The following is a 20,300-nucleotide window of genomic DNA, read 5'->3' as shown; positions in this document are numbered from 1 at the left end:
ATCACCTGTCCGTCAGTAGGTCTGGTTTGTGCCAGAAGCGGACGTTTCTGTCGGAATATATAACTCTTTAATCTTCACTTGCACCAATCGCTGATAAAGTAATATCTGGGTATGATTCAAACTCTCCTTCCCAGCCTTTATCGCCTGGAATCTTTTTCATTTCTCGCCAATATTTTACATTAAGAGTATTTTTTTCATTTTTTTTAGGAGTAAAAGTTTGAGGAATGCAATGTTTTGTATTATCTGACAGATTCTTATCTAAGTTAGCCCGATCAAAATCAACTTCATTTATTTTTGAAGCAACTTCCACAAGTAAAATTAGCGACATTAACGCCGAGTGAGATTCTTCATATGAGGGCGTTAATCCCTTATGGATAAAGTCATTCCTGGCAAACCGCGCCTTACTTAAAAATGAATAACTCTCCTCACATAAAAATTTGTTTTGAAAAAGCATTTCAATTTTATGGGCTGAATTCCATTGTTGTGACTCAATAAATTTTCGTCTCTTATGAATATTAACAGACTTTGCATCCTCGACTATTGTTTCTTTCCAAATAAACTCTAATATTTGCTCTATGCTAATCCAAGCGTGCGCTAATGCCTCGCACAATTGATGTTGTTTATAATATGTAAATGCACCTATAAATAGCGAGGGAGATAACGTTGGTAGTTTAGACAAAACCTTATGTCCATAGTTATATGCTGATATGATCTTATCAGCATTTATAATCTCAGGTTCGAGCAATCTGATAGAAGCCAATGAGCCTGCATCACACTCTCCAATTGCACGATGGAAATTAGAATTACTGCTGTGAGTGGAAGAATGACGGTAGTAACCTGTAATATTCATTATTCCCCTTGACACATCTAAAGGCACGATTGATTCGACATAAACCCCACCGATAAATATAGAGGCTAGAATTCTATTAACCTCTTCAACAACTAAATTATCATTTTTAAATTCTTTAATAAATGGAAATATTAAGCTCCCATCGAATCCAAAACATGCTGGCATTGGTTTAGGTAAATGTGCATTAAAGAACCTACTTGTTCTGTGAAGTTTCACATAGTCATATGTGGAGTTATTTATCTCCTCTAAGCTAGGACTCCATACATCAGAATCATCACGAGATATTAGCCTGAATGGTTTGAAATTCGCGATCAAAATTGGAATGTTAATTTCGCTCATATATTTTCTCGGTGATTTAACAAAGCTTATTATTTTTCTTACCTTTCAGCAGCACCATGTAACGGTCAAAGCCTGTAGTTCTATAAACTCCATATTAGCAGTTACAAATGAGCTTTACCAAGAGAAAACACGATAAATGGGGCTGTTATTCCTCATGCTCTCCCTGTGCAACATCCTGGCATATATATAATCTATAATACTATTACTTATATGAATTTATTCCTGTACGAGAGGATTTAAACCTCCATTACCTGACCCTGACGGGCTGCTAACAGTCCTGATGCTTAATTTCTAGATCAGAGATTGCTGTCGCTCTTATTTCTTTCAAGGCCGTATCAATAGCTAATTTTATTCTAATGCCATAATCATCTGGCTCTTCATAATCCAATGGGGAAGGATCAAAACCAATATTTTCAATTAATCTCTCTAAGATTACAGTTACATCATCATTCAAAAGAATTGCTTTAGTTATTAAAATTTCAGTTAGCGATGTCATTGCCATGCTTAGTTTTTGTTGTAGCTCTCTGTTTTTACTCTGAATATCCTTATCATTCAATGCCTTATCAATATCATCTTGAGCCTGTTGGATTTCTTTATAAAATTGCTTTTCTTGCGCCTCATTAAAATATGGCTGGTAACTATTTTCTATCCACCCAGGAGTCATATGAAGCTCAATTATATTAAACTCATTATCTGCCCATTTTTTAATCGCGAGTAATTGTGCATAGACAAATTCATACATATCATATTTTTTTTGCCAGACCTGCTGAGAAATCCATAATTCGGAAGTTATCTTTTTCTCTATGTCTTTAATAGTAGTGGTGTTTATAGATAACTGTTCCCGCAGTGTTTCATAGTTGGAATTAGTTGCTGAGATTTTAGCCTTTTCAGTAACAATAGAAACCAGAAAACTCATAATTAATGCTGCGACAATGACGGCGAGACTTAAACAAATAATTTCTGCTGTCGAGAAATTGGACGACTGCAATGCCTTAATAAGTTCAAATAATTGCTTTTCTGTAAGCATTGACCATTCCTAAATACTAAAAAACCATACACTGTCAATCAATAGACTAGACTTGCATGATTAAAATAAAAAATCAACAATCAATATATATCTATTGAAATCATATGGATAGACTCTTTATGGCGAGATGGATCCGTGAAATGTAATGGTTCGAAGCCGCGGATCTGATTTTTAACGGCGTACTAGTCTAGAAGACGTTCAATCACAGTCCGCTCCTCGCTCATAACTGCCCAAGGTTTTACTGAAAGCGGCTCGTCGCCGGCGCAGTAAATCTGACGTTGATCGGATTAAACATACGCGACGGCTTTAAGCTCAGCCGCCTTCGCCACACGGGTCAAACGCTTCCTCAGCGTAAATCGATCACCTAAGGAGTCCCTATGCGTGCTGCCGTTGTTTCACTTTTTGATGTTCCCCCCTCGTATGGCGACTTTCCTGAACCGGTAGCCGGTGAAGGCGAACGGGTGCTGCGCGTGCTGGCAGCCCCGCTGAGTCCTATTGTGAAAAGCCTCGCCGCCGGGAGACATTATTCGGGCACCCGTGACGTAAATTTCGTGCCGGGTATTGACGGTGTGGGGATGACTCCGGACGGCAAACGGGTCTACTTCCTGTTTCCCAAACCCCCGTTTGGCTCAATGGCCGCACAGGTTCTGGTGTCGGCTGATTTAACCGTGCCTGTACCGGAGAGTGTCGGTGATGCACGGGCAGCGGCGGTCGTGACGGCGGGGCTTTCCTCCTGGGTCGCGCTGATGCAGAGGGCGAAATTTACACGCGGTGAATCGGTACTCATCAACGGCGCTACCGGATCTGCAGGCGGACTGGCCGTGCAGATAGCAGCCTGGCTTGGTGCGGGCAGGATCATCGCCACCGGACGCAACCGGGAGAAGCTGGCACAGTTGCCGTCGGATGTTGAAAAAATCGTGCTGGATGATTCTGCAGACGAGGCGCTGAAGCAGGCTTTTTCAGGGCCGGTTGACGTTGTTCTGGATTATCTCTGGGGAGAGTCGGCAGGCCGGATTATCAGACAGGCCACGGCGGATCGCGGTTCACGGCTTGGAGAGCCACGCCAGCGGTTCGTGCAGCTGGGTTCTGTGGCCGGGGAAACTATCAACGTCTCTGCCGCCTCGCTTCGCAGCTCAGGTCTTGAAATTTTGGGAAGCGGCATCGGCAGCCTTTCCGTTCATGAGCTGATAGCCGGGGCAGGTCAGCTGCTGGCTGCGATCCCGGAAGGGGGATTCGATACGCCGGTAAGAACCTGCGCACTCTCAGATGTCAGCCAGATTTGGAATGAGGATACGGGGGAGGAGAGGGTAGTGCTGATCCCCTGACGTTTCAGGGCAGGAAAGAGACATGTTTTTCCTGTTAACGTGCAGGTGAAAAATCGTTAAAACCCGATGGCAGCCTCCCAGGCTGCCATCGCCTTATTACCAGTTCTGTCGGGTTGGCGAAATAATCAGGTCATTGACCGTCACGTTTTGCGGCTGATTAAGCGCATACACCACAGCACTGGCCACATCCTGCGGGCTGATAGCAATTTTAGTCAGTTCCTGAGCGATCTTGCGGCCTTCAGGATCGCTTACCTTATCCGCCCAGCCTGTATTAATGACACCCGGGCTGATGGTGTTCACGCGAATACCTTTATTCACGCCTAAATCTTTGCGCATCGACTCGGTCATCGCATGCACAAAAAACTTGGTCGCGCTGTAAACGCCCGCGCCTGCATCAACCTGATGGCCCGCCACGGACGCCATGTTCAGGATTTGTCCGTCTTTTTTCTCCAGCATTCCCGGAAGCACGGCCGCAATGGCGTTCAGGTAACCCTTAATGTTGACGTCCACCATTTTGTTCCAGTCTTCCCACACCACATCGCTCCAGCTGGAGAAGAGCATCAGGCCGGCATTGTTGATCAGGATATCGACCGAACCGAAGGTCTCAGTGGCGTATTTTGCCAGCGCTTGTGTGTCTTCCAGACGAGTCACGTCGGTCACCAGGCCAACTGCCTCACCGCCTTCTGCTTTGATGCTCTTCACTAACCTGTCGAGGCCGTCCTGATCCAGCGCGGCCGCCACGATATTCACGCCGTGCCGTGCAAGTTCCAGCGCGGTTGCTGCGCCAATGCCCGATGACGCGCCGGTAATGACAGCCGTTTTTTTCTGCAGGTGATTCATTTTATTGTCCTTCTTTATCAGGTACAGGAGGCGGGGGGATCCCCGCCGGTTTGGTATATCAGTAATGGCCTTCCGGCCAGTCGGTGTAGCCTTTAGCCCCGCCGCCGTAATACGCCTCTTTCGGCGCAATCGTCAGTTCGGCACCGTAACGCAGACGTTTCACCAGGTCCGGGTTGGAAATAAACAGGCGACCAAAGGCAACGGCATCAATAATTCCTGCGTTCCGGCGGCTGATGGCCATCTCAAGGTCATAGTTGTTGTTGCCGATAAACGGCCCGTCGAACTGCGCGCTCAGCGCATCCATATCCACGTCGGCAGGCACGTCGCGGGAAGTGGCTGTCGCCCCCTCAACAAAGTGCAGGTACGCCAGGTTAAACCGGTTCAGTTGCTGAATGAGGTAACCGTACATCGCCATGACGTTGCTGTCCGGCGGGGTATTACCCGCATCAGGGGTCACCGGCGAGAGGCGAATGCCCACTCTGTCATTGCCCCAGATGCCGACGATGGCTTCTGTCACTTCAAGCGTGAGGCGAGCCCGGTTTTCAATTGAGCCGCCATAGGCGTCAGTGCGGTGATTGGTGGAGTCACGCAGGAACTGATCGAGCAGGTAGCTGTTGGCTGAGTGCACTTCTACGCCATCAAAGCCGGCACGCAGGGCGTTTTCTGCCGCACGTTTGTACTGCTCAATGATGCCGGGGATTTCCTCTGTTTCGAGCGCACGCGGGGTGGAAACCGGCACGAAACCGTTGACGGTATAGGTCTGCCCCTCTGCTTTGATTGCGGAAGGTGCCACCGGGCGTTCTCCGTTGGGCTGCAGCTCAACGCTTGAAAAACGGCCCACGTGCCAGAGCTGGCAGACGATTTTCCCGCCCTCAGCGTGGACGGCGTCAGTCACCTTTTTCCAGCCAGTCACCTGCTCTTCGCTCCAGATCCCCGGGGTGGCCGCATAGCCGCGGCCCTGCGCTGAGATGTTGGTGGCTTCTGAAATAATCAGGCCCGCGCCGGCGCGCTGTGCGTAATAGGTCGCATGCAGTTCATCAGGCACGCCGTCCTCACCGTAACGGCTGCGGGTCACCGGGGCCATCACGATGCGGTTAGCCAGCTGAAGCGTCCCCATCGTAACGGGTGAAAATAAATCGGTACGGGTACTGTTGTCAGTCATATAAACTCCATAATAGTTGACCGGTCGTCTAGTTTTAAGGTAAAAAAAATACGGCTACCCGAGCAGCCGCAGAGTGGCGTTCAACGCTTTATCAAACGCTTTATCAGGATCATGAATTTTTGCCATCAGGGAAGCACCAAGCCAGAGCTGATAGAGTTCTTCGGCGAGTTCCCCGGCATCCGCAACCGCCGGAAGAGAGCGGTCTTCCTGGCCCTCACGGATACACTGAGCAATTTTCTGCACGATATCGTGCGTCCCTTTTGCCAGAACGTGTCGCATGCTGTCGTACTGATCGCAGACTTCTGCGCCCAGCTTGACCACGAGGCATTTACTTTCGGGCAGGTCTGCGCCCTGGGTCGTTTTCCAGAAAGTGAAGTAGCGCAGCAAACGCTCACGGGCTGGCCCGCGGCCATTAAGCTGAATGTCTACCTCACCCAGATAGTGGCTGAAATAGTGCTCCAGCAGCGCTTCGGCAAAATCTTCTTTAGACTTAAAGTAATAATAAAACGAGCCTTTAGGGATGCCGGCGGCCTGGACAATCTCAGCAATTCCGACGGCGCTGTAACCTTTGTGCGTAATAATTGCCCTCGCCACATCAATGATGTGCTGGCGTATGTCTGTCGCGTGTTTTTTCATAGTCCGGGTACTCTAGTAAAAAACTGACCGGTCGTCTAGTCATGTTGTGTGGCATTTCGTGCGTTCAGGCATTCAGCGGCGGCAGCAGCCTGATGGCGTGCTGTCCGGTCAGCTTCAGGCTTTCGGGCGTGGCGCCGTCTTTCGCTTCAATTGACATCCCTTCAAGCAACGTATTCAGAACGGTAGCCAGGGCAGCGGTATTTGTTCCCGCAGGCAGCTGATTTTCCCGCACCGCTCTGCCCAGCCGTTTTTCAAACAGGTCTTTCCCCTCCTGCCGGAGAACGCTGACCGCCCTGATGACATCGGTCGAGTCCGCTGAGACATTAATCGCCGCAAGTACCACCATGCAGCCACAGGGTGCTGAGGGTGAGAGCAGTATCTCTGCCGCTTCGCTGAAGAACTGATCAATGGCCTGAGTGATGTCCGGCGTCTGTTCGAGCCGCTCCCAGGTCGCTTTCCAGTATACCCGCTCGTAGTAATTTACCGCCTCAAGGAACAGTTTTGCCTTATTGCCGAAGGCTGCATACAGGCTGGGCGGATTGATTTCCATCGCGGCACAGAGTTCGGCAACCGACGCCGGCTCAAAGCCTTTACGCCAGAACAGATCCAGAGCCTTGAGCAGCGCCTTGTCACGGTCAAAGCTGCGCGGCCTGCCTTTAGGTTTTTCCACGGCTTCGGGTAAATCACGATTTTTCATGCAGGGAGGTCTCAATGATTCGCTTGACAGTTTACGTAGTGATCACTATACAATAATAACATTACATAGCGATCACTACAAAATGCAGGAAATTGATGGCGAACCTTATCTCATCTCTGAGTCTCTATCTTCAGGCTGTCGGCGGGGTGGGGACGGTGCTGTTTTTCGCCGTTTTTGTCGCGGCCACGCTACTGTTTTTCCCGGCCTCATTACTGACTGCACTGTCGGGATGGCTGTTTGGTGCCACGGGCGGAACGCTGATAGCCCTGCTGGCCGGTATCACCTCTTCATTGCTGGCTTTCGGGCTGGCCAGGAGCCGCCTCTTTCCGCATGTTGCGAAGGTGGCCGTCAGGAGCACCAACCTGAGCAGGGTGCTTTCTCTGGCGCAGCACAATGGCATTGTGCTTGTTCTGCTGCTCCGTCTGAGCTCAGTGGTGCCGTTTGCGCCCCTGAACTACGGGCTGGGGGCGAGCGGCATGCATTTTAAAAAATATCTGGCTGCCACGATGCCCGGCCTTATTCCGGGAACCTTTATCTACGCCAGTGCGGGTGCCACCGTATCAGACGTGGGGGGGCTTGCGCGGGGGGATTTTTCACCCCTGGAAATGATGCAGAACACCGGTGTGTTAACCGGTGCGGCGGTCGCCGCGCTGGGCCTGGTATTGCTTTATCTGCTGCAACGGTGCATCAGACGAAAAATGGGTATCTGAACGGATACCCGGTTTATTAAAACGGAGACATAAACATGAGCGACACAACCTACGTGCAGGACTATAACGCCATCGTGGACGTGCTTAATCAGTACAATGAAGGCGGTAAGCAGGCGAAGAGCGAACTGATGAAGCCCGCCTTTAGCGATAAGGCGACTATTTTCGGCGTTGACGGGAACGGCCATCTCAGCGGAGGTCCGATTCAGGGGCTGTTTGACACCATCGATACCGCCTTCCGTCCTTCACCCGAAGCCAAAGCGGCCATTGTGCGTGTAGATATCGTGGGTACGGCGGCCAGTGCCCGCATCGACACTGACGACATTTCGGGCTTTCGCTTCACCGACTTTTTCAATCTTCTGAAGGTGAACGGTCGCTGGACCGTGGTCAGCAAGATTTACCACACCCACGTCGCACCCTGATAACGGCCCGGCCCGTTGACTGATGCAGCGTGCAGTTCCTGCATGCTGCCAAAAAGAGAAAAGTAAGATGAGTAAAAATATCAAAGCGGTACCCACTGCCGATTACCGGGCTGTCACGGAAACGGCTGAGAGATACGTTGATGGACTGCGCACCGGTGAAGCTGAAACGGTGGCGCAAGCCTTTCATAACGATGCGGTGATGTACGGCTTTACCAACGGCAGGCTGCTGGGCGGGCCGGTGGAGAACCTGTACGCCTTTGTTCGCGAGAACGGCAGCGCGCCGGATATCGTAACCCGCCTCGATGTGCTGGCTATCACGCCGACGACCGCAGTAGTGCGGGTTGATATGGAAAATGACGCTATAGGTGCGGACTATAACGATTATCTGACACTGATTAAGATTGACGGACGCTGGCAGGTGATCGCCAAAGTGTACCATCAGTTTGAAGGTTGATAACGCGGCGATTACCGCCGCCTCATGACAGGGCAAGGAGAACCTAATGACCCGTGTTTTCATTATTGGTGGCGCAGGCCAGATAGGCAGGCGCCTGAGCAGAATCCTTTCGGATAACGGACATGATGTCCGGGCGCTGTGCCGCAAACCAGAGCAGGAAACGTTATTACGTCAGCAGGGGGCTGAGCCGGTCAGAGGAAGCCTGACCGAGCTGGATGAGGATGCGCTGGCTGCATACCTGACAGGCAGTGAGGTGGTGGTATTTACGGCCGGCGCCGGCGGCAAGGGCGGCCAGGAAATGACCAATGCGGTAGATGGCGAGGGGCTGAAAACCGCCGTTGCCGCTGCCCTGAAGGCCCGGGTGTCGCGCTTTCTGCTGGTTTCCGCATTCCCGGAGGCCGCACGGGGTCAGTCGGTGTCTGACACGTTCGAGAACTATATGCGCGTCAAAAAAATGGCCGACGTGGCGCTGGCGCAAAGCGCTCTCGACTGGGTGATATTACGACCTGGCACGCTGCGGGACGAGCCCGGCACGGGCCTTGTCCATGCGGGCCTCGCTATTCCTTATGGGGATGTTCCCCGTGATGATGTGGCGGCCACTCTGGCTGAAATCATTGAACAGCCTGGCGTCAGTCGCATCATTATCGAGCTGACTGCCGGCGAGGTTCCGGTTCGGGAAGCCCTGCAGAAAATGGCGGGCCGGTAAAGTGAGCCGCCTGTTGCTGCTGGGTGCAACCGGGCTGGTGGGCGGCCATGTCCTTCGCCAGGCGCTGGCCAATCCCGCCGTCAGTGTCATTATCGCCCCCACGCGAAAGCCACTTCCTCCGTACGCTGCCGGCGGAAAGACGCTTATCAATCCCCAAATCAGTTTTGAGGATCTGCGCACCTGCGTGCAGGAAGGAACGGTGGACGCGGCGATCTGCGCACTTGGCACCACGATGCACAAAGCCGGAAGCCGGGACGCCTTCCGGCAGGTTGATTACGACTATCCGCTGGCATTTGCCCGCCTGGCGCAGAGCCTGGGCGCCTCAACCTTTGCCCTGACCTCGGCTGCCGGGGCAGATCCGGATTCACGCTTTTTTTATAACCGCGTAAAAGGAGAGCTTGAGCAGGCGCTCTTGCAGGCGAATTTCCGTTCGCTGACCTTCGTCCGGCCCGGCGTTATCGGGGGGGCCAGGAAAGAGGTGCGCCCGGGGGAAATGGCCCTGAAACTCGCCCTTAGGGTTTTCGCACCGTTTCTACCGCCCCGCTGGCGTCTCAACCCGGCAGCAGAAATCGCCGCCCGCCTTATACAGTCCGCGCTGAATCCGCAGCCGGGCATTTCCATCATTCGCGCGGCCGACATGGCCGGAAAACGCGCAACACAATAAAAGGCACCGCTATGTCAGTCGTAAAATTTAACGCCACCGTCGCCGCTGATGCGAACCGGGTATGGCAAACGCTCCGCCAGTTTGGCCGCATCAGTGAATGGCACCCGGCGATCCGCAGCAGTGAAATTGAGGACCATCAGCCGGACGGGCTGCCGGGCTGCAAGCGCAGGCTGGTGCTGGAGAACGGGGACATTCTTCGTGAGCAACTGCTGATGGTTGATGAAACGCGTCAGGCTTTTTCTTACCGCTTTATCGAATCGCCGCTGCCTGTTGATGACTATGTGGCGACCGTCAGCCTTATTCCCCTGACCGGACGGGACGAAACGGTCATTGTCTGGCAGGCCAGCTTTGAGGCGCGCGCACGCGAGAAAGCGCCGGAGATGACGGCCATCGTCCAGGAACTGATTATGTCAGGGCACCGGAGCCTGGCTGACTTTATTGAAGGCCGTTAAAACTTCAGCGGAGCAGCAAGATGAATGAGTTTATAAAAGCGGTAGAGCTGGCAAAGGCATACCGCCTGATAAATCACGGCCCGGTCACCCTTGTGTCTGCCCGTCATGACGGTATCGAAGACGTCATGGCGGCATCCTGGGTGTGTGCGCTGGATTACCAACCCGCCCGTCTTACCGTCGTACTGGATAAGACGGCCTTTACCCGCAGCCTTATCGAGCAGAGCCGGTCATTTGTGATCCAGGTACCGCTCGCGTCTCAGGCGGAGTTGGTTTATCACCTTGGCTCACAATCCCTGCACAGCGAAGCGGATAAGATCCCGCGGTCAGGCGCTTCTCTGTTTAACCTGCCCGGCACTGACGTGCCGTTGGTATCAGGATGCGCCGCGTGGCTATACTGCGAGCTTATCCCCGAGGCGCATAATCAGCAAACCTACGATCTGTTTATTGGCGAGATAAAGGCGGCATGGGCTGACAGCCGCGTCTTCCGCGACGGCCACTGGCAGTTTGAGCAACTGCCGGCAGACTGGCGCAGCCTGCACTATATTGCTGGCGGTCACTTCTACACGACCGGAGATGCGGTCAACATCGCCGGCGCGCCGGCGACAACCCCCGGGGCTCCGCAGGGCTGATGTTAAAAGCATGAACGTCCGTGACATGATTTAACGGGGCTTGCGCAGGCTGTCCCGCCTTGCCTGCATGATAATCAGCTCAGAAATGCGCCTGACGTCATCATCAAGGCGCTCAAGCGGCCGGTGAATCAGCCCCACATCCCGATAAAAAATCTTCTGCCCCAGACTGAGCGCCCTGACCGATGATGGCCAGCGGTGCCAGGCGGCAATCTGGGGCAAAAGGGCGACACCCACACCGTTACTGACCAGCTTAAGGATGGCCTCCAGTTCGTCGACTTCACAGATTTCAGTGACCGTTATGTCCATCTCTCTCAGAAAACGATCCACCAGGCGTCCGCCGAAGGAAGAACGATCGTAGCGAATAAATGGCTGTTCTCTGATTAGCCCCGCGATATCATCGCCCGCGACACCTTTCGGCACGATGAGATGAAAAGGCTCATGAGCCAGCGCGCTCCACTGCAGGCCTTGCGGCAGGGCGAAAGGCGGTTTCAGGACGGCGGCCATGTCTATTTCGCCGGCGTCAACGAGATTGATGAGATCCATCGACAGCCCCGGTATCACGCGGGTGCGACACCCGGAACTCTGCTTACTGAACAACGTCAGCGCGTCCGGAAGCAGGGTGCGCTGTACGGAAGCAATGGCGCCAATCGTCACGATTTTGCCGGGAATAGCCCGGGTCAGCCTCTCGCCCAGACCGTCATACAGCGTCAGCAGTTCCTGCGCCTGGGTGATGAGCTGCAGTCCTTTCTGGTTGAGGCGTGCATTTCTCCCTGAGCGGTCAAACAGCGGAAAGTTTAAGTCCGCTTCAAGACGCTGCATCTGGGCGCTGACAGCAGCCTGCGTGAGACCGATTTTATTCCCCGCCGCCGCGAAGGTTCCCTCTTTTGCCACCACCAAAAACGTCTTCAGTTCACGGATCATAAGCCACCTAATACACAAATATAATTTGTATTATACAATGATAAATATTGATTTTAATCAAAGAAAATTATTTATAATCTCCTTTGTGACGGTAATGTTAATGTCACACCAGACGCCGTTCTGGCTCAGCGCGTTGCATTACTCAATATCAATCAGATTTTCCGCAGCCAGAAGGCCGCGACTTTCTTATGAGGATGTATTAATGAGCCTTTCTCCCTTTCATCTGGCAATTCCTGTGTATGACCTGAAGGCAACACGCCATTTTTACGGTGAGGTGTTCGGACTGAACGAAGGGCGTTCGAGCGAGCAGTGGGTAGATTTTGATTTCTATGGTCACCAGTTGGTGATCCATGAGCATCCTAAAACGGCGTCTCAGGAAAGCGTGCATTCAAATCCCGTTGACGGCCATGACGTGCCGGTGCCGCATTTTGGCATTGTGCTGAAGTGGGACGAATGGGAGGCGCTGGCTGAACGGCTAAAATCGTTCGGCACCCAATTTGTTATTGAGCCCTACATCCGCTTTAAGGGGCAGGTCGGGGAACAGGCCACGATGTTCCTGTTTGATCCCTGCGGTAACGCGCTGGAATTTAAGGCGTTCAAAGATATCAGTCAGCTTTTCGCAAAATAATACTCTGAGCACGGCTTCAGGTCGTGCCACCTCTTTTTTCACCCGAATGTATCTCGCGTGACTTCTGCCGCTTTCTGGCAGAGGTTGCCCAGTTTAATCTGAGGGCTGGACATGAAAAAAATAACACTGGTTTGGCAGATAGTTATCGGCCTTTTACTGGGGATCGTGGTGGGATGGTATTTCAACACGCATCCCGAATATCAGCAGTGGGTCAGTCACGAAATTCTCAAGCCGCTCGGCGATATTTTTATCAAGATGATGAAAATGGTCGTGGTGCCAATTGTCTTCTGTTGCATGATCCTGGGTATTACCGGAAGTGGCGATAATAAATCCTTTGGCAGGATGGGTGTGAAATCGCTGGGATATTTCTTTACGGTCACCGGGATAGCAATCGTTTTCGGACTGGTGCTGGCCAACCTGATTGCACCGGGAGAAGGAACCAGTATACAGGGAATGGCACACGGTGAAGGGCACATGAAGATGGAGCCGGCACGCGGTGCGCTGGTGATCCTGCAGAACATTGTTCCGGATAATCTGTTCGTGGCGCTCTCAGAGGGCAAACTGCTGTCGGTGCTGTTTTTTGCTGTTCTGTTTGGTCTTGCGCTCAATGGCCTTCCACGCGAGAAAACGGCCCCGATCCTCAGCGTCCTGCAGAGTGTGTCAGACGGCATGTTTCGGGTGGTTGCTATCGTCATGGCCTACGCCCCGGTTGGCGTATTCGGCATGATTGGCGCTACCGTTTCGACTTTCGGCTTTGCCTCGCTTCTGCCGCTCCTCAAGCTTGTCGGCACGGTGTATCTGGGCCTGATATTATTTGCCCTGATCGTGCTGGGTGGTATCTGTGCTCTCATCGGTGAGAACGTCTTTAAACTGGCGAAACATTTCCGTCAGGAGCTGGTACTGGCCTTTTCAAGCGCCGCTTCAGCAGCCGTTATGCCTCAGCTGATGTATAAGCTGGAGCGCTACGGCGTGCCGGGCCGCATCGTCAGTTTTGTCGTGCCGGTTGGTTATGCCTTTAATCTGGACGGGGCATCGATATTTCTCGGTGTAGCAACCATATTTGTCGCGCAGCTTTACGGTATCGATCTGACGCTGATGCAGCAGATTATCCTGGTTGTCACCATGGTGCTGACCTCAAAGGGGGCCGCAGGCGTACCGGGTTTTGCCATCCTCATTCTTTCTGCCACACTAGCCTCTGCAGGGCTTCCGCTTGATGCTGTTGCTCTGATAGCTGGTATTTTCCGCATTATCGACAGCGGAACCACAACGCTAAACGTGCTGGGAAATATTGTGGCCCCGCTGGTCATTAACCGGTGGGAAAAAGCAACCGAGCCGGTTACCGGCGCACACGCCGAATTAAACAAGCACTGATATGTCAGTAAAGGGAACGTTGTCTGTTCCCTTCAGCATTTAGAAGGCTTATATAGGTGTTTACTGGACCGTTATCTTTTTGCCGATGCTGTTAATATCAGCGCCGCCGGCCTGCATGAGCTTGGTTCACTGGATCGCGGCAAAAGTCGGCTGAATCGAGAAATGAAAGGGACGCTGGCAGTGAGTGCCATGGCGCAGGGAAGCGCGTTCCCGATGGCGGAGCAAATGGAAATGTACTGGTCGAGTTTCACCTGATAGATAAACCGGTACTGGAATGACCGTTTCAGGTTCCACTATTCGTTTCTGAACAGCGGGGACAAACCACATCAATCTTTTCCATCCGCAGACTCAAAGACAAAGAATCCACCAACACTAAGTCAACGTTACGATCTAATTTGTTTTGAGCAATGTGAGAAGGCCTGTTTAAAACATTATGTTAATATAAAAAGCAGAACACTAAATGACCAGCTCTGCTTTTATTGTATTGGTCAATTACTGATATTCCTAATTAGGATATTTATCTTTTCTGCAATCCGCTCCATACATAAGGAGGCAGAAAAGCATCCCGGCATGCATCCAGATAATCCGACCACCACTGCATCATCGCTTTACGGGCATCAAGATATTCCGCTTTATGGATGTAAGCTGCTCGAACGCTATTGTGTTCCTGATGGCTCATCTGACGTTCCACGGCATCCTGCACCCACAGTCCTGATTCCATCAGAGCACTACAGGCAATCGCTCGAAATCCGTGGCCGCAGATTTCATTTTTCGTGTCATAACCCATCAGACGCAACGCCTTGTTGACGGTATTTTCACACATTGGTTTATACGGATTATGGTCACTTGGAAAAATCAGCTCCTGATGCCCGGATATTTCCCGTATTTGTTTAAGAATAGTGATGGACTGACGGGAGAGTGGAACGATATGTGGAGTGCGCATTTTTGCACCACGCCCAGAATAGCGGACACCAGGGATAGCTTCGCGTGTGGCTGGAATGGTCCAGATTTTGTTTCTGATATCGATCTCAGACCAACGTGCGAAACGCAGTTCGCTAGAGCGGATAAAAAGGTGCAGGGTGAGTGATACTGCCAGCCGGGTTAATTCGCGTCCCTGACGATAGCCATCAATTCGACTCAATAGTTCGGGTAGTCGTTCAAGGGCAAGGGCCGGGTAGTGTCGTTTAACTGGTGCTACGATGATACCTTCGAGATTCGACGCCGGATTGCTCTCAATCATTCCCTGATGTACGGCATGACGCATGATGTTGCACATATGCTGCCGGGTACGTGCTGCGACTTCCAGCAGACCTTTTTGCTCAATGCCTTTCAGCAGGTCGATAAAGTGACGAGGTTTCAGTTCAGCTACTGGCAAGTGTCCAATCACAGGAAATATATGATTGTTCATGCTGGCAAGCAGACGGGAGGCGTGGTTCTCTGACCATGTTCTGTTGTTTTTATGCCAGCTCAATGCAACGTGCTTAAATGTTTTTTCCGGTGAGCGGGCAGCTTTCTCTGCGATACGTTGCTGTGATGGATTGATATTCTGCGTCAGCAGCTTGCGTATGCCATCACGTTGCTGTCGGGCGTAAGCCAGAGAAACATCGGGATAGGCACCTAAGCCGAGGCGGGATTCTTTACCATTGAAACGATATTTGAGATACCAGAGACGTGAACCGCCTGGATTGACTAAAAGGTACAGGCCATGAGAATCGGAAACTTTGAAAGGTTTAGCGGATGGTTTTAAGCTGCGGATTTTAGTGTCGTTCAGAGACATAGGGTGGTCACTCCATAATCGAACTGAAATGACCCCAAATCAGACCACCAATCTTGCCCGATGCGGAGGGGGAAATGAAAATTCATCGGGAAGACTTTTCACACTAACTTGTTGAATCTAAATCGTATAAAGATTCGTGAAGATGCATGAAAACATAAATTTGGCTCCTCTGACTGGACTCGAACCAGTGACATACGGATTAACAGTCCGCCGTTCTACCGACTGAACTACAGAGGAATCGTGTGAACGGGGCGCATCATATCCAGCGGCTCAGGGTGTGTCAACGCTAAAATGACGCTTTTGGCGTGACTGCTCACCAACTGAGCAAAAGCGCTGGTTTTAGTCGCTGCCGCCGTCGTTGGCCGCCTGCCAGCGCTGCAATCGCGCCAGCGGATCCTGGCGGTAAAACGTGCAGAAATGCTGGTAGAGCGCAGGGAAGCGGTTGGCGAGCAGTTCGGGGGCGCTGAAGAAATATTCCGACAACACGGCAAAACATTCGGCCGGATCGCTGGCAGCGTAGGCATCAATGCTGGCGGCGTCTTCGCCTACCATATCGATTTCATCCTGAATGCTGTCCATCGCGGCATGCAGGTCGTGCTCCCAGGTGGCCACCTCGCGCAGCGGGATCGGCGGCACGCCGGTTGCAATACCGCCATTGCGCATATCCAGCTTATGTACCGCTTCATGCACGATCAGGTTGAAACCGGACATATCGAACGAGTCTTGCACGTCTTGCCAGTTGAGGACGATCGGCCCCTGTTCCCAACTTTGGCCGGATTGCACCACCGGCCCGGAATGCACCAGGCCAATATCGTCCTGCCATTCGTCTTCCACCACGAAAGGTGAAGGATAAAGCAGGATTTCATTGAACCCGTCCAGACATTCTGCCCCCAGCTCCAATACCGGCAAGGCAAATAGCAGTGCAATGCGTGCCTGCATTTGTGAGGTTAGCACCAGACCTTGCAGCGGTACGATGCGCTTTTGCTGCATTAACTGTGTCGCAACGGCCACCAGGCGCCGTTGCTCATGTTGGTCCAGCGGGGATAACAGCGGGATCGCCAGCGCATCTTGCCACCGATCCTGCGTGTCTGCCTGAGGGGGATTCGCTTTCCACGGCCATTTAATCATCAGGTTGCTCGTAAACTCGTCACTTGAACATTCGGCTGGAGGCTAACACTGTAAAAATGCCGCAAAAAGGGGCATGATAGCAAGCACTTCACGGAGAGATGCCGGAGCGGCTGAACGGACCGGTCTCGAAAACCGGAGTAGGGGCAACTCTACCGGGGGTTCAAATCCCCCTCTCTCCGCCATTATTCAATCACTTAGAGCGCTTGCTGTCTGTGATCAACTCCTCACCTAGCACAGAGGTCGCATTGGCCACTAACAAACCCACGGTTTTTTGATGATTTCTTCATCATTGGGTTGGCCATCGTCGGAGCAATTCTGCTTTTTCAATCGTATCAAACAACCCGTGCTTCGCTTCTATGCCCGTCGAGTATCTGTTTAACTGTGCTGTTGCCGTCATCATCAGTCATGCCTTTGGCTTTTGGCGCCTGAAGTTCCCGTAAGCTGTTTTACCCGTAAAAGTACGGCGTTGATCCTGGCCGGGTATTTTTTAATTGCCTGGCGCCCACTTCTTCGTGGCGAATAAATAAGGCCACTCAACCTCTGCAGATTATTTTAGCGACTGAACAAGCCTGTGGGTGTTATCAATAATGGTGAAAGAAGAATGCGAGTGAAAGTAATATCACTCAACTTAATCTATACCTATTATTTAATCGGTGAACGATCGTTATTTAGCAGTCTAGTGTATAACCAGAGGCTGACAACTATCCTTTTTGACAGTTGCGTCATGATAATATCGGTGGAGAATTCATATTGAAGTTCAGGCCAAATCACACTCATGACAATGAAATATGAGGGTGAAATTTCAATCCGAATTTGATCTCAAGAGAGGCTTTATGAAACGAGCTACCGTTATTTCATTTGTTGGCGTGGCGGTTTTTTCGGCCAATGTATTTGCTGCGGCAGAATCGGAAGTCAGTTCAGCGGTAAAAAAGGATATCGCTGATATACTGACTGAACAATACCATAGCACGGTCAAGGACTGTGGCGATGAGCAGTCCCCAGCATTTCTTTGTTCCGGTGTGTTAATGCGAGGGACCAGACCGGGCGTTGATTTCTGGAAGCTCAATCCATCATCAATAAAAAACAAGGGGGTGTCATTTTCTTATTTGCGTAAGGATGCCAAATTCAACAATACATTTGCCAGTGCCAACGGGTTTATTCTTTATCCGGGAAAAATGACGCCGGCAGAAAGTGAACAGGTTTCGGTATTATGCTCTTATGCCCTGGATGCCAATACCTGGGGAAGGCAGGGAAACTACTGCGGTTCACCGCCGACTCCGGAGAAAGGGCAGTCATGTCAGGATTTTGGCGTATTTACCGCTCATCAGTTAAATAAAGCGATTGTCAGAAGAACCGCCTGGGGCGTATGTGCCTTTGACGTCAGACCTACGGCAAAAAAACCGGCTGATGCGTTTTACCAGACATTACTCGCGATGCCATATCATGGAAATGGATTATATTATAACGAAATTATCGTTAAGCCCTGGGACGAAAATAATCCGCAAGCCATCCCGGTTGAAGCCCTGTTTTACCTGAATGGCGCGGGGTTGATAAACGCGCAGCAGGACCAGCGTAGCTACAAAAAGGCAACAGGGAAATTTTTACCTATCGTTAAAGTTGAACTCCCTCAAGGCATCAGCGTGCAACATGCGACAGATGCGCTCTTTAGCTATGAACCAAAAGATCAGCTGGTCGAAAAATAACACCATCGGCTCTCGCTGCTGATATGCGGTAAATGGCCATAGCGCCCGGTGGAAACCGCGCCGTAAATCCCCGTTATCCTGGCGTGGATTTACGGCGCATTGTCATGGCTGCCGTCCCAACGCGGGCATTGTTAATCGGTTATCGCGTTTGCCAAACCGTCGTCAGAGGGCTTTTTCTGTCTGGCCGTGAACACCGCGACGGTGCCATGCAATTGCACCTCAACCTGCATAAATTGCCTGGCGAGGGCGTCATGCAGCTGTTGCCGTGAATCTGCCTGATTGCCGAAGATGCCTTTTTTGTTATAAACCGCCATCAGTTTGCGACCAAAGGCATTATGTTCGACGCCATGACCAAGGATGGTGGCGCCACACAGTACTCCGTCGGGCGTCAGTGCGCTGGCGGCATGGTGGATAACGCGTTGTTTTTCGGCCATGCTCCCCGGCAGACAGTGCAAAAGATAAAACAGCGACAGTGAGTCGAAATGGCCATGCAGTCGTTCGGGCAGCGGCTGGAAAATATCGTGCCGCAGGCGTTCGGTAATACGCTGTGCGCCGACGCGTGCGCTGGCGGCGTGCAGGCTATTGTCATTCAGATCGAGCAGCGTGATCTGCCGCGAGCCTTGCGGCGTATTGGCGAGGTAATAACCGGTGCCGACGCCGATATCCAAATGCCTTATTCCCATGTGACGCTGGAAATGCGGCAACAATACCGTGTCGGTCGGGCAGCGCCAGGCATAACGGTTGGAGATGCTCAGCACCCACCAATCATAAAGTTTTAGCGTTAGCGGCGTATATACCACCGCGCTTTTTGCACTATCCGCGCTCATCAATAAATCCCTTTTGATAGTTTCACTCCGGTTATATTTGCAGCTATCCTACCAGACCCGCAGCGACACGGGTATTGCCTCAATGGCGCCGGCTCGGCGACGTTCGGTCGTCGCGTTGATTATCGCCCCGCGCGGGTTTGCAGCGTGGTTGGCGCATATTCCACCTCGCCGCCGCGCCACGGCAACGCGTCGGCAAAGCGCCAGGCTCGCTGTAGCTCAAAACGCCAGTAGCGTTCTGCCGCGGGGATGTTCGGTAACGGTTGCGACTGCCAGACGATCTGCGTCACGCCCTGTAAATGCAGCAGATCGCCGTTGGCGAAATCCGGCAGCAGCAGCGCCGCACGCGGCTCCGCCAGCAGGTTGCCGAGGGTATTCATATAACGATTGCCGCGAAAGTCGGGTATCCACAGGCTTTGTTGCTCAAGATGGATAAAACCAGGCAGGCCGCCGCGGTGCGAAATATCAACGCCACCCTGTGCCAGATCCAGATGGGCGTAACTGGCGACAAAGCAGGTGTCCGCCTGGCGGATCAGACGCCGCGCTGCATCGTCCAGTTCAGGCAGATATTCAATCGCCTGGGGGGCGTTTTGCTGGGCAATCAGCTGACGCCGCTGGATATACTGCGGGCAGTTGCCGAAACACTGATGCACCTCGATTTCCAGCCGGTTTTTATCCATGCGGCTGAGCGTGCCGTTGACACGGTTACGCCGCCGGTTACTGAAGTCCAGCCCCAGCGCACCGACCGGTTGACCGGGGTGCAACGCTGCCTGCGCCGGATCGTCATCGCGACGTGGCGCACTGATGCGCAGATGGCGGTCGTCCGGGGTGCGCAAAAATCCTGCCGGGCCGCTGAACAGCGTCGCCAGCGGCCAGCCGTGCGCATCCACCGTTGCCACAAACAGATAGCGCAGCGCGGCGTAGAATTCGCGGTGCTGAGCCGGCATCGCCGGGTAGATGCCGGCGCGCACGCCGTCAACATGCGCCAACCGCTGCGCGCGCAGTTCGCCGGGGTGGAACAACGGAGCCGTCATGCTA

22 protein-coding genes and 2 tRNA genes are annotated in these 20,300 nt (G+C 52.2%); 12 read left to right on the top strand and 12 right to left on the bottom strand.

Translation table 11 applies throughout. From position 1 onward, the window contains the following. Positions 1-67 precede the first annotated feature (67 nt). Both AC2AXP_RS10020 and AC2AXP_RS10015 read right to left on the bottom strand, forming a co-directional pair. On the bottom strand, positions 68-1,189 hold the full coding sequence (locus AC2AXP_RS10020) for a hypothetical protein (protein WP_484381610.1): 1,122 nt from the start codon (positions 1,187-1,189) through the stop codon (positions 68-70). Between the two features lie 268 nt (positions 1,190-1,457). After that, positions 1,458-2,216 carry a hypothetical protein gene (locus tag AC2AXP_RS10015; protein WP_076943457.1) on the bottom strand — a complete coding sequence of 253 codons (759 nt, stop codon included), beginning with the start codon at positions 2,214-2,216 and terminating at the stop codon, positions 1,458-1,460. Positions 2,217-2,593: 377 nt separating this feature from the next. On the opposite strand from AC2AXP_RS10015, the gene AC2AXP_RS10010 reads away from it, so the two are divergent. Beyond that, a complete protein-coding gene (locus AC2AXP_RS10010; protein WP_197665083.1) occupies positions 2,594-3,541 on the top strand; it encodes a quinone oxidoreductase family protein in 948 nt (315 codons plus the stop codon). Between the two features lie 96 nt (positions 3,542-3,637). Here AC2AXP_RS10010 and AC2AXP_RS10005 read toward each other — a convergent pair whose 3' ends face one another. The 4 genes from AC2AXP_RS10005 to AC2AXP_RS09990 form a co-directional block, all read right to left on the bottom strand. Next, on the bottom strand, positions 3,638-4,381 hold the full coding sequence (locus AC2AXP_RS10005; RefSeq protein WP_484381609.1) for an SDR family oxidoreductase: 744 nt from the start codon (positions 4,379-4,381) through the stop codon (positions 3,638-3,640). Positions 4,382-4,439: 58 nt separating this feature from the next. Further along, positions 4,440-5,543 carry an alkene reductase gene (locus tag AC2AXP_RS10000; RefSeq protein WP_484381608.1) on the bottom strand — a complete coding sequence of 368 codons (1,104 nt, stop codon included), beginning with the start codon at positions 5,541-5,543 and terminating at the stop codon, positions 4,440-4,442. Positions 5,544-5,597: 54 nt separating this feature from the next. Next, the gene (locus AC2AXP_RS09995) at positions 5,598-6,179 is read right to left on the bottom strand and encodes a TetR/AcrR family transcriptional regulator (protein WP_484381607.1); all 582 of its coding nucleotides are present in this window, start codon (positions 6,177-6,179) and stop codon (positions 5,598-5,600) included. A gap of 64 nt (positions 6,180-6,243) precedes the next feature. Beyond that, positions 6,244-6,876, bottom strand: coding sequence for a TetR/AcrR family transcriptional regulator (locus AC2AXP_RS09990; protein ID WP_484381606.1), 633 nt, complete (start codon positions 6,874-6,876; stop codon positions 6,244-6,246). A 95-nt stretch (positions 6,877-6,971) separates the two neighbouring features. Here AC2AXP_RS09990 and AC2AXP_RS09985 point away from each other — a divergent pair, with 95 nt between their 5' ends. The 7 genes from AC2AXP_RS09985 (at position 6,972) to AC2AXP_RS09955 (ending at position 10,910) form a co-directional block, all read left to right on the top strand. Next, positions 6,972-7,586, top strand: a complete 615-nt coding sequence (locus AC2AXP_RS09985; protein ID WP_484381605.1) for a TVP38/TMEM64 family protein — start codon at positions 6,972-6,974, stop codon at positions 7,584-7,586. A gap of 35 nt (positions 7,587-7,621) precedes the next feature. Beyond that, entirely contained in the window at positions 7,622-8,005 is a 384-nt protein-coding gene (locus AC2AXP_RS09980) for a nuclear transport factor 2 family protein (RefSeq protein ID WP_050158515.1), read from the top strand. Between the two features lie 67 nt (positions 8,006-8,072). After that, positions 8,073-8,459, top strand: a complete 387-nt coding sequence (locus tag AC2AXP_RS09975) for a nuclear transport factor 2 family protein (RefSeq protein ID WP_266061905.1) — start codon at positions 8,073-8,075, stop codon at positions 8,457-8,459. 46 nt (positions 8,460-8,505) lie between these two features. Continuing rightward, entirely contained in the window at positions 8,506-9,165 is a 660-nt protein-coding gene (locus AC2AXP_RS09970) for an SDR family oxidoreductase (protein ID WP_458968725.1), read from the top strand. 1 nt (position 9,166) lies between these two features. Continuing rightward, the gene (locus AC2AXP_RS09965) at positions 9,167-9,829 is read left to right on the top strand and encodes a Rossmann-fold NAD(P)-binding domain-containing protein (RefSeq protein ID WP_484381604.1); all 663 of its coding nucleotides are present in this window, start codon (positions 9,167-9,169) and stop codon (positions 9,827-9,829) included. Between the two features lie 11 nt (positions 9,830-9,840). Continuing rightward, complete coding sequence (locus AC2AXP_RS09960; RefSeq protein WP_050158508.1) at positions 9,841-10,281, top strand: SRPBCC family protein; 441 nt, start codon at positions 9,841-9,843, stop codon at positions 10,279-10,281. Positions 10,282-10,301: 20 nt separating this feature from the next. Next, the gene (locus tag AC2AXP_RS09955) at positions 10,302-10,910 is read left to right on the top strand and encodes a flavin reductase family protein (RefSeq protein WP_198774008.1); all 609 of its coding nucleotides are present in this window, start codon (positions 10,302-10,304) and stop codon (positions 10,908-10,910) included. Between the two features lie 30 nt (positions 10,911-10,940). Here the strand turns inward: AC2AXP_RS09955 and AC2AXP_RS09950 are convergent, their stop codons facing one another. Further along, positions 10,941-11,831: a LysR family transcriptional regulator gene (locus tag AC2AXP_RS09950; protein ID WP_198774009.1), complete on the bottom strand. Its 891-nt coding sequence runs from the start codon at positions 11,829-11,831 to the stop codon at positions 10,941-10,943. Positions 11,832-12,033: 202 nt separating this feature from the next. On the opposite strand from AC2AXP_RS09950, the gene AC2AXP_RS09945 reads away from it, so the two are divergent. Both AC2AXP_RS09945 and AC2AXP_RS09940 read left to right on the top strand, forming a co-directional pair. Next, positions 12,034-12,459 (top strand): VOC family protein, encoded by a 426-nt coding sequence (locus AC2AXP_RS09945; protein WP_197665072.1) that lies wholly within the window; start codon positions 12,034-12,036, stop codon positions 12,457-12,459. A gap of 111 nt (positions 12,460-12,570) precedes the next feature. Then, positions 12,571-13,830 (top strand): cation:dicarboxylate symporter family transporter, encoded by a 1,260-nt coding sequence (locus AC2AXP_RS09940; RefSeq protein ID WP_261429529.1) that lies wholly within the window; start codon positions 12,571-12,573, stop codon positions 13,828-13,830. Between the two features lie 517 nt (positions 13,831-14,347). On the opposite strand, the gene AC2AXP_RS09935 is transcribed toward AC2AXP_RS09940, so the two are convergent. The 3 genes from AC2AXP_RS09935 to mtfA form a co-directional block, all read right to left on the bottom strand. Then, positions 14,348-15,607: a tyrosine-type recombinase/integrase gene (locus tag AC2AXP_RS09935; protein WP_484381603.1), complete on the bottom strand. Its 1,260-nt coding sequence runs from the start codon at positions 15,605-15,607 to the stop codon at positions 14,348-14,350. Between the two features lie 161 nt (positions 15,608-15,768). Then, positions 15,769-15,844, bottom strand: a tRNA-Asn gene (locus AC2AXP_RS09930). A gap of 102 nt (positions 15,845-15,946) precedes the next feature. Further along, the gene (gene mtfA, locus AC2AXP_RS09925) at positions 15,947-16,735 is read right to left on the bottom strand and encodes a DgsA anti-repressor MtfA (protein WP_004961206.1); all 789 of its coding nucleotides are present in this window, start codon (positions 16,733-16,735) and stop codon (positions 15,947-15,949) included. Positions 16,736-16,827: 92 nt separating this feature from the next. Here mtfA and AC2AXP_RS09920 point away from each other — a divergent pair. Further along, a tRNA-Ser gene (locus AC2AXP_RS09920) sits at positions 16,828-16,917 on the top strand. A 651-nt stretch (positions 16,918-17,568) separates the two neighbouring features. Further along, on the top strand, positions 17,569-18,438 hold the full coding sequence (locus AC2AXP_RS09915) for a hypothetical protein (protein WP_227745692.1): 870 nt from the start codon (positions 17,569-17,571) through the stop codon (positions 18,436-18,438). Between the two features lie 131 nt (positions 18,439-18,569). Here AC2AXP_RS09915 and AC2AXP_RS09910 read toward each other — a convergent pair whose 3' ends face one another. Both AC2AXP_RS09910 and AC2AXP_RS09905 read right to left on the bottom strand, forming a co-directional pair. Beyond that, on the bottom strand, positions 18,570-19,265 hold the full coding sequence (locus AC2AXP_RS09910) for a class I SAM-dependent methyltransferase (protein ID WP_484381602.1): 696 nt from the start codon (positions 19,263-19,265) through the stop codon (positions 18,570-18,572). Between the two features lie 119 nt (positions 19,266-19,384). Next, entirely contained in the window at positions 19,385-20,296 is a 912-nt protein-coding gene (locus tag AC2AXP_RS09905) for a PNPOx family protein (protein WP_198772966.1), read from the bottom strand. Positions 20,297-20,300 lie beyond the last annotated feature (4 nt).

The organism is Serratia sp. Sp408, assembly GCF_057180665.1.
This window is presented reverse-complemented; position numbering and strand designations above follow the sequence as displayed.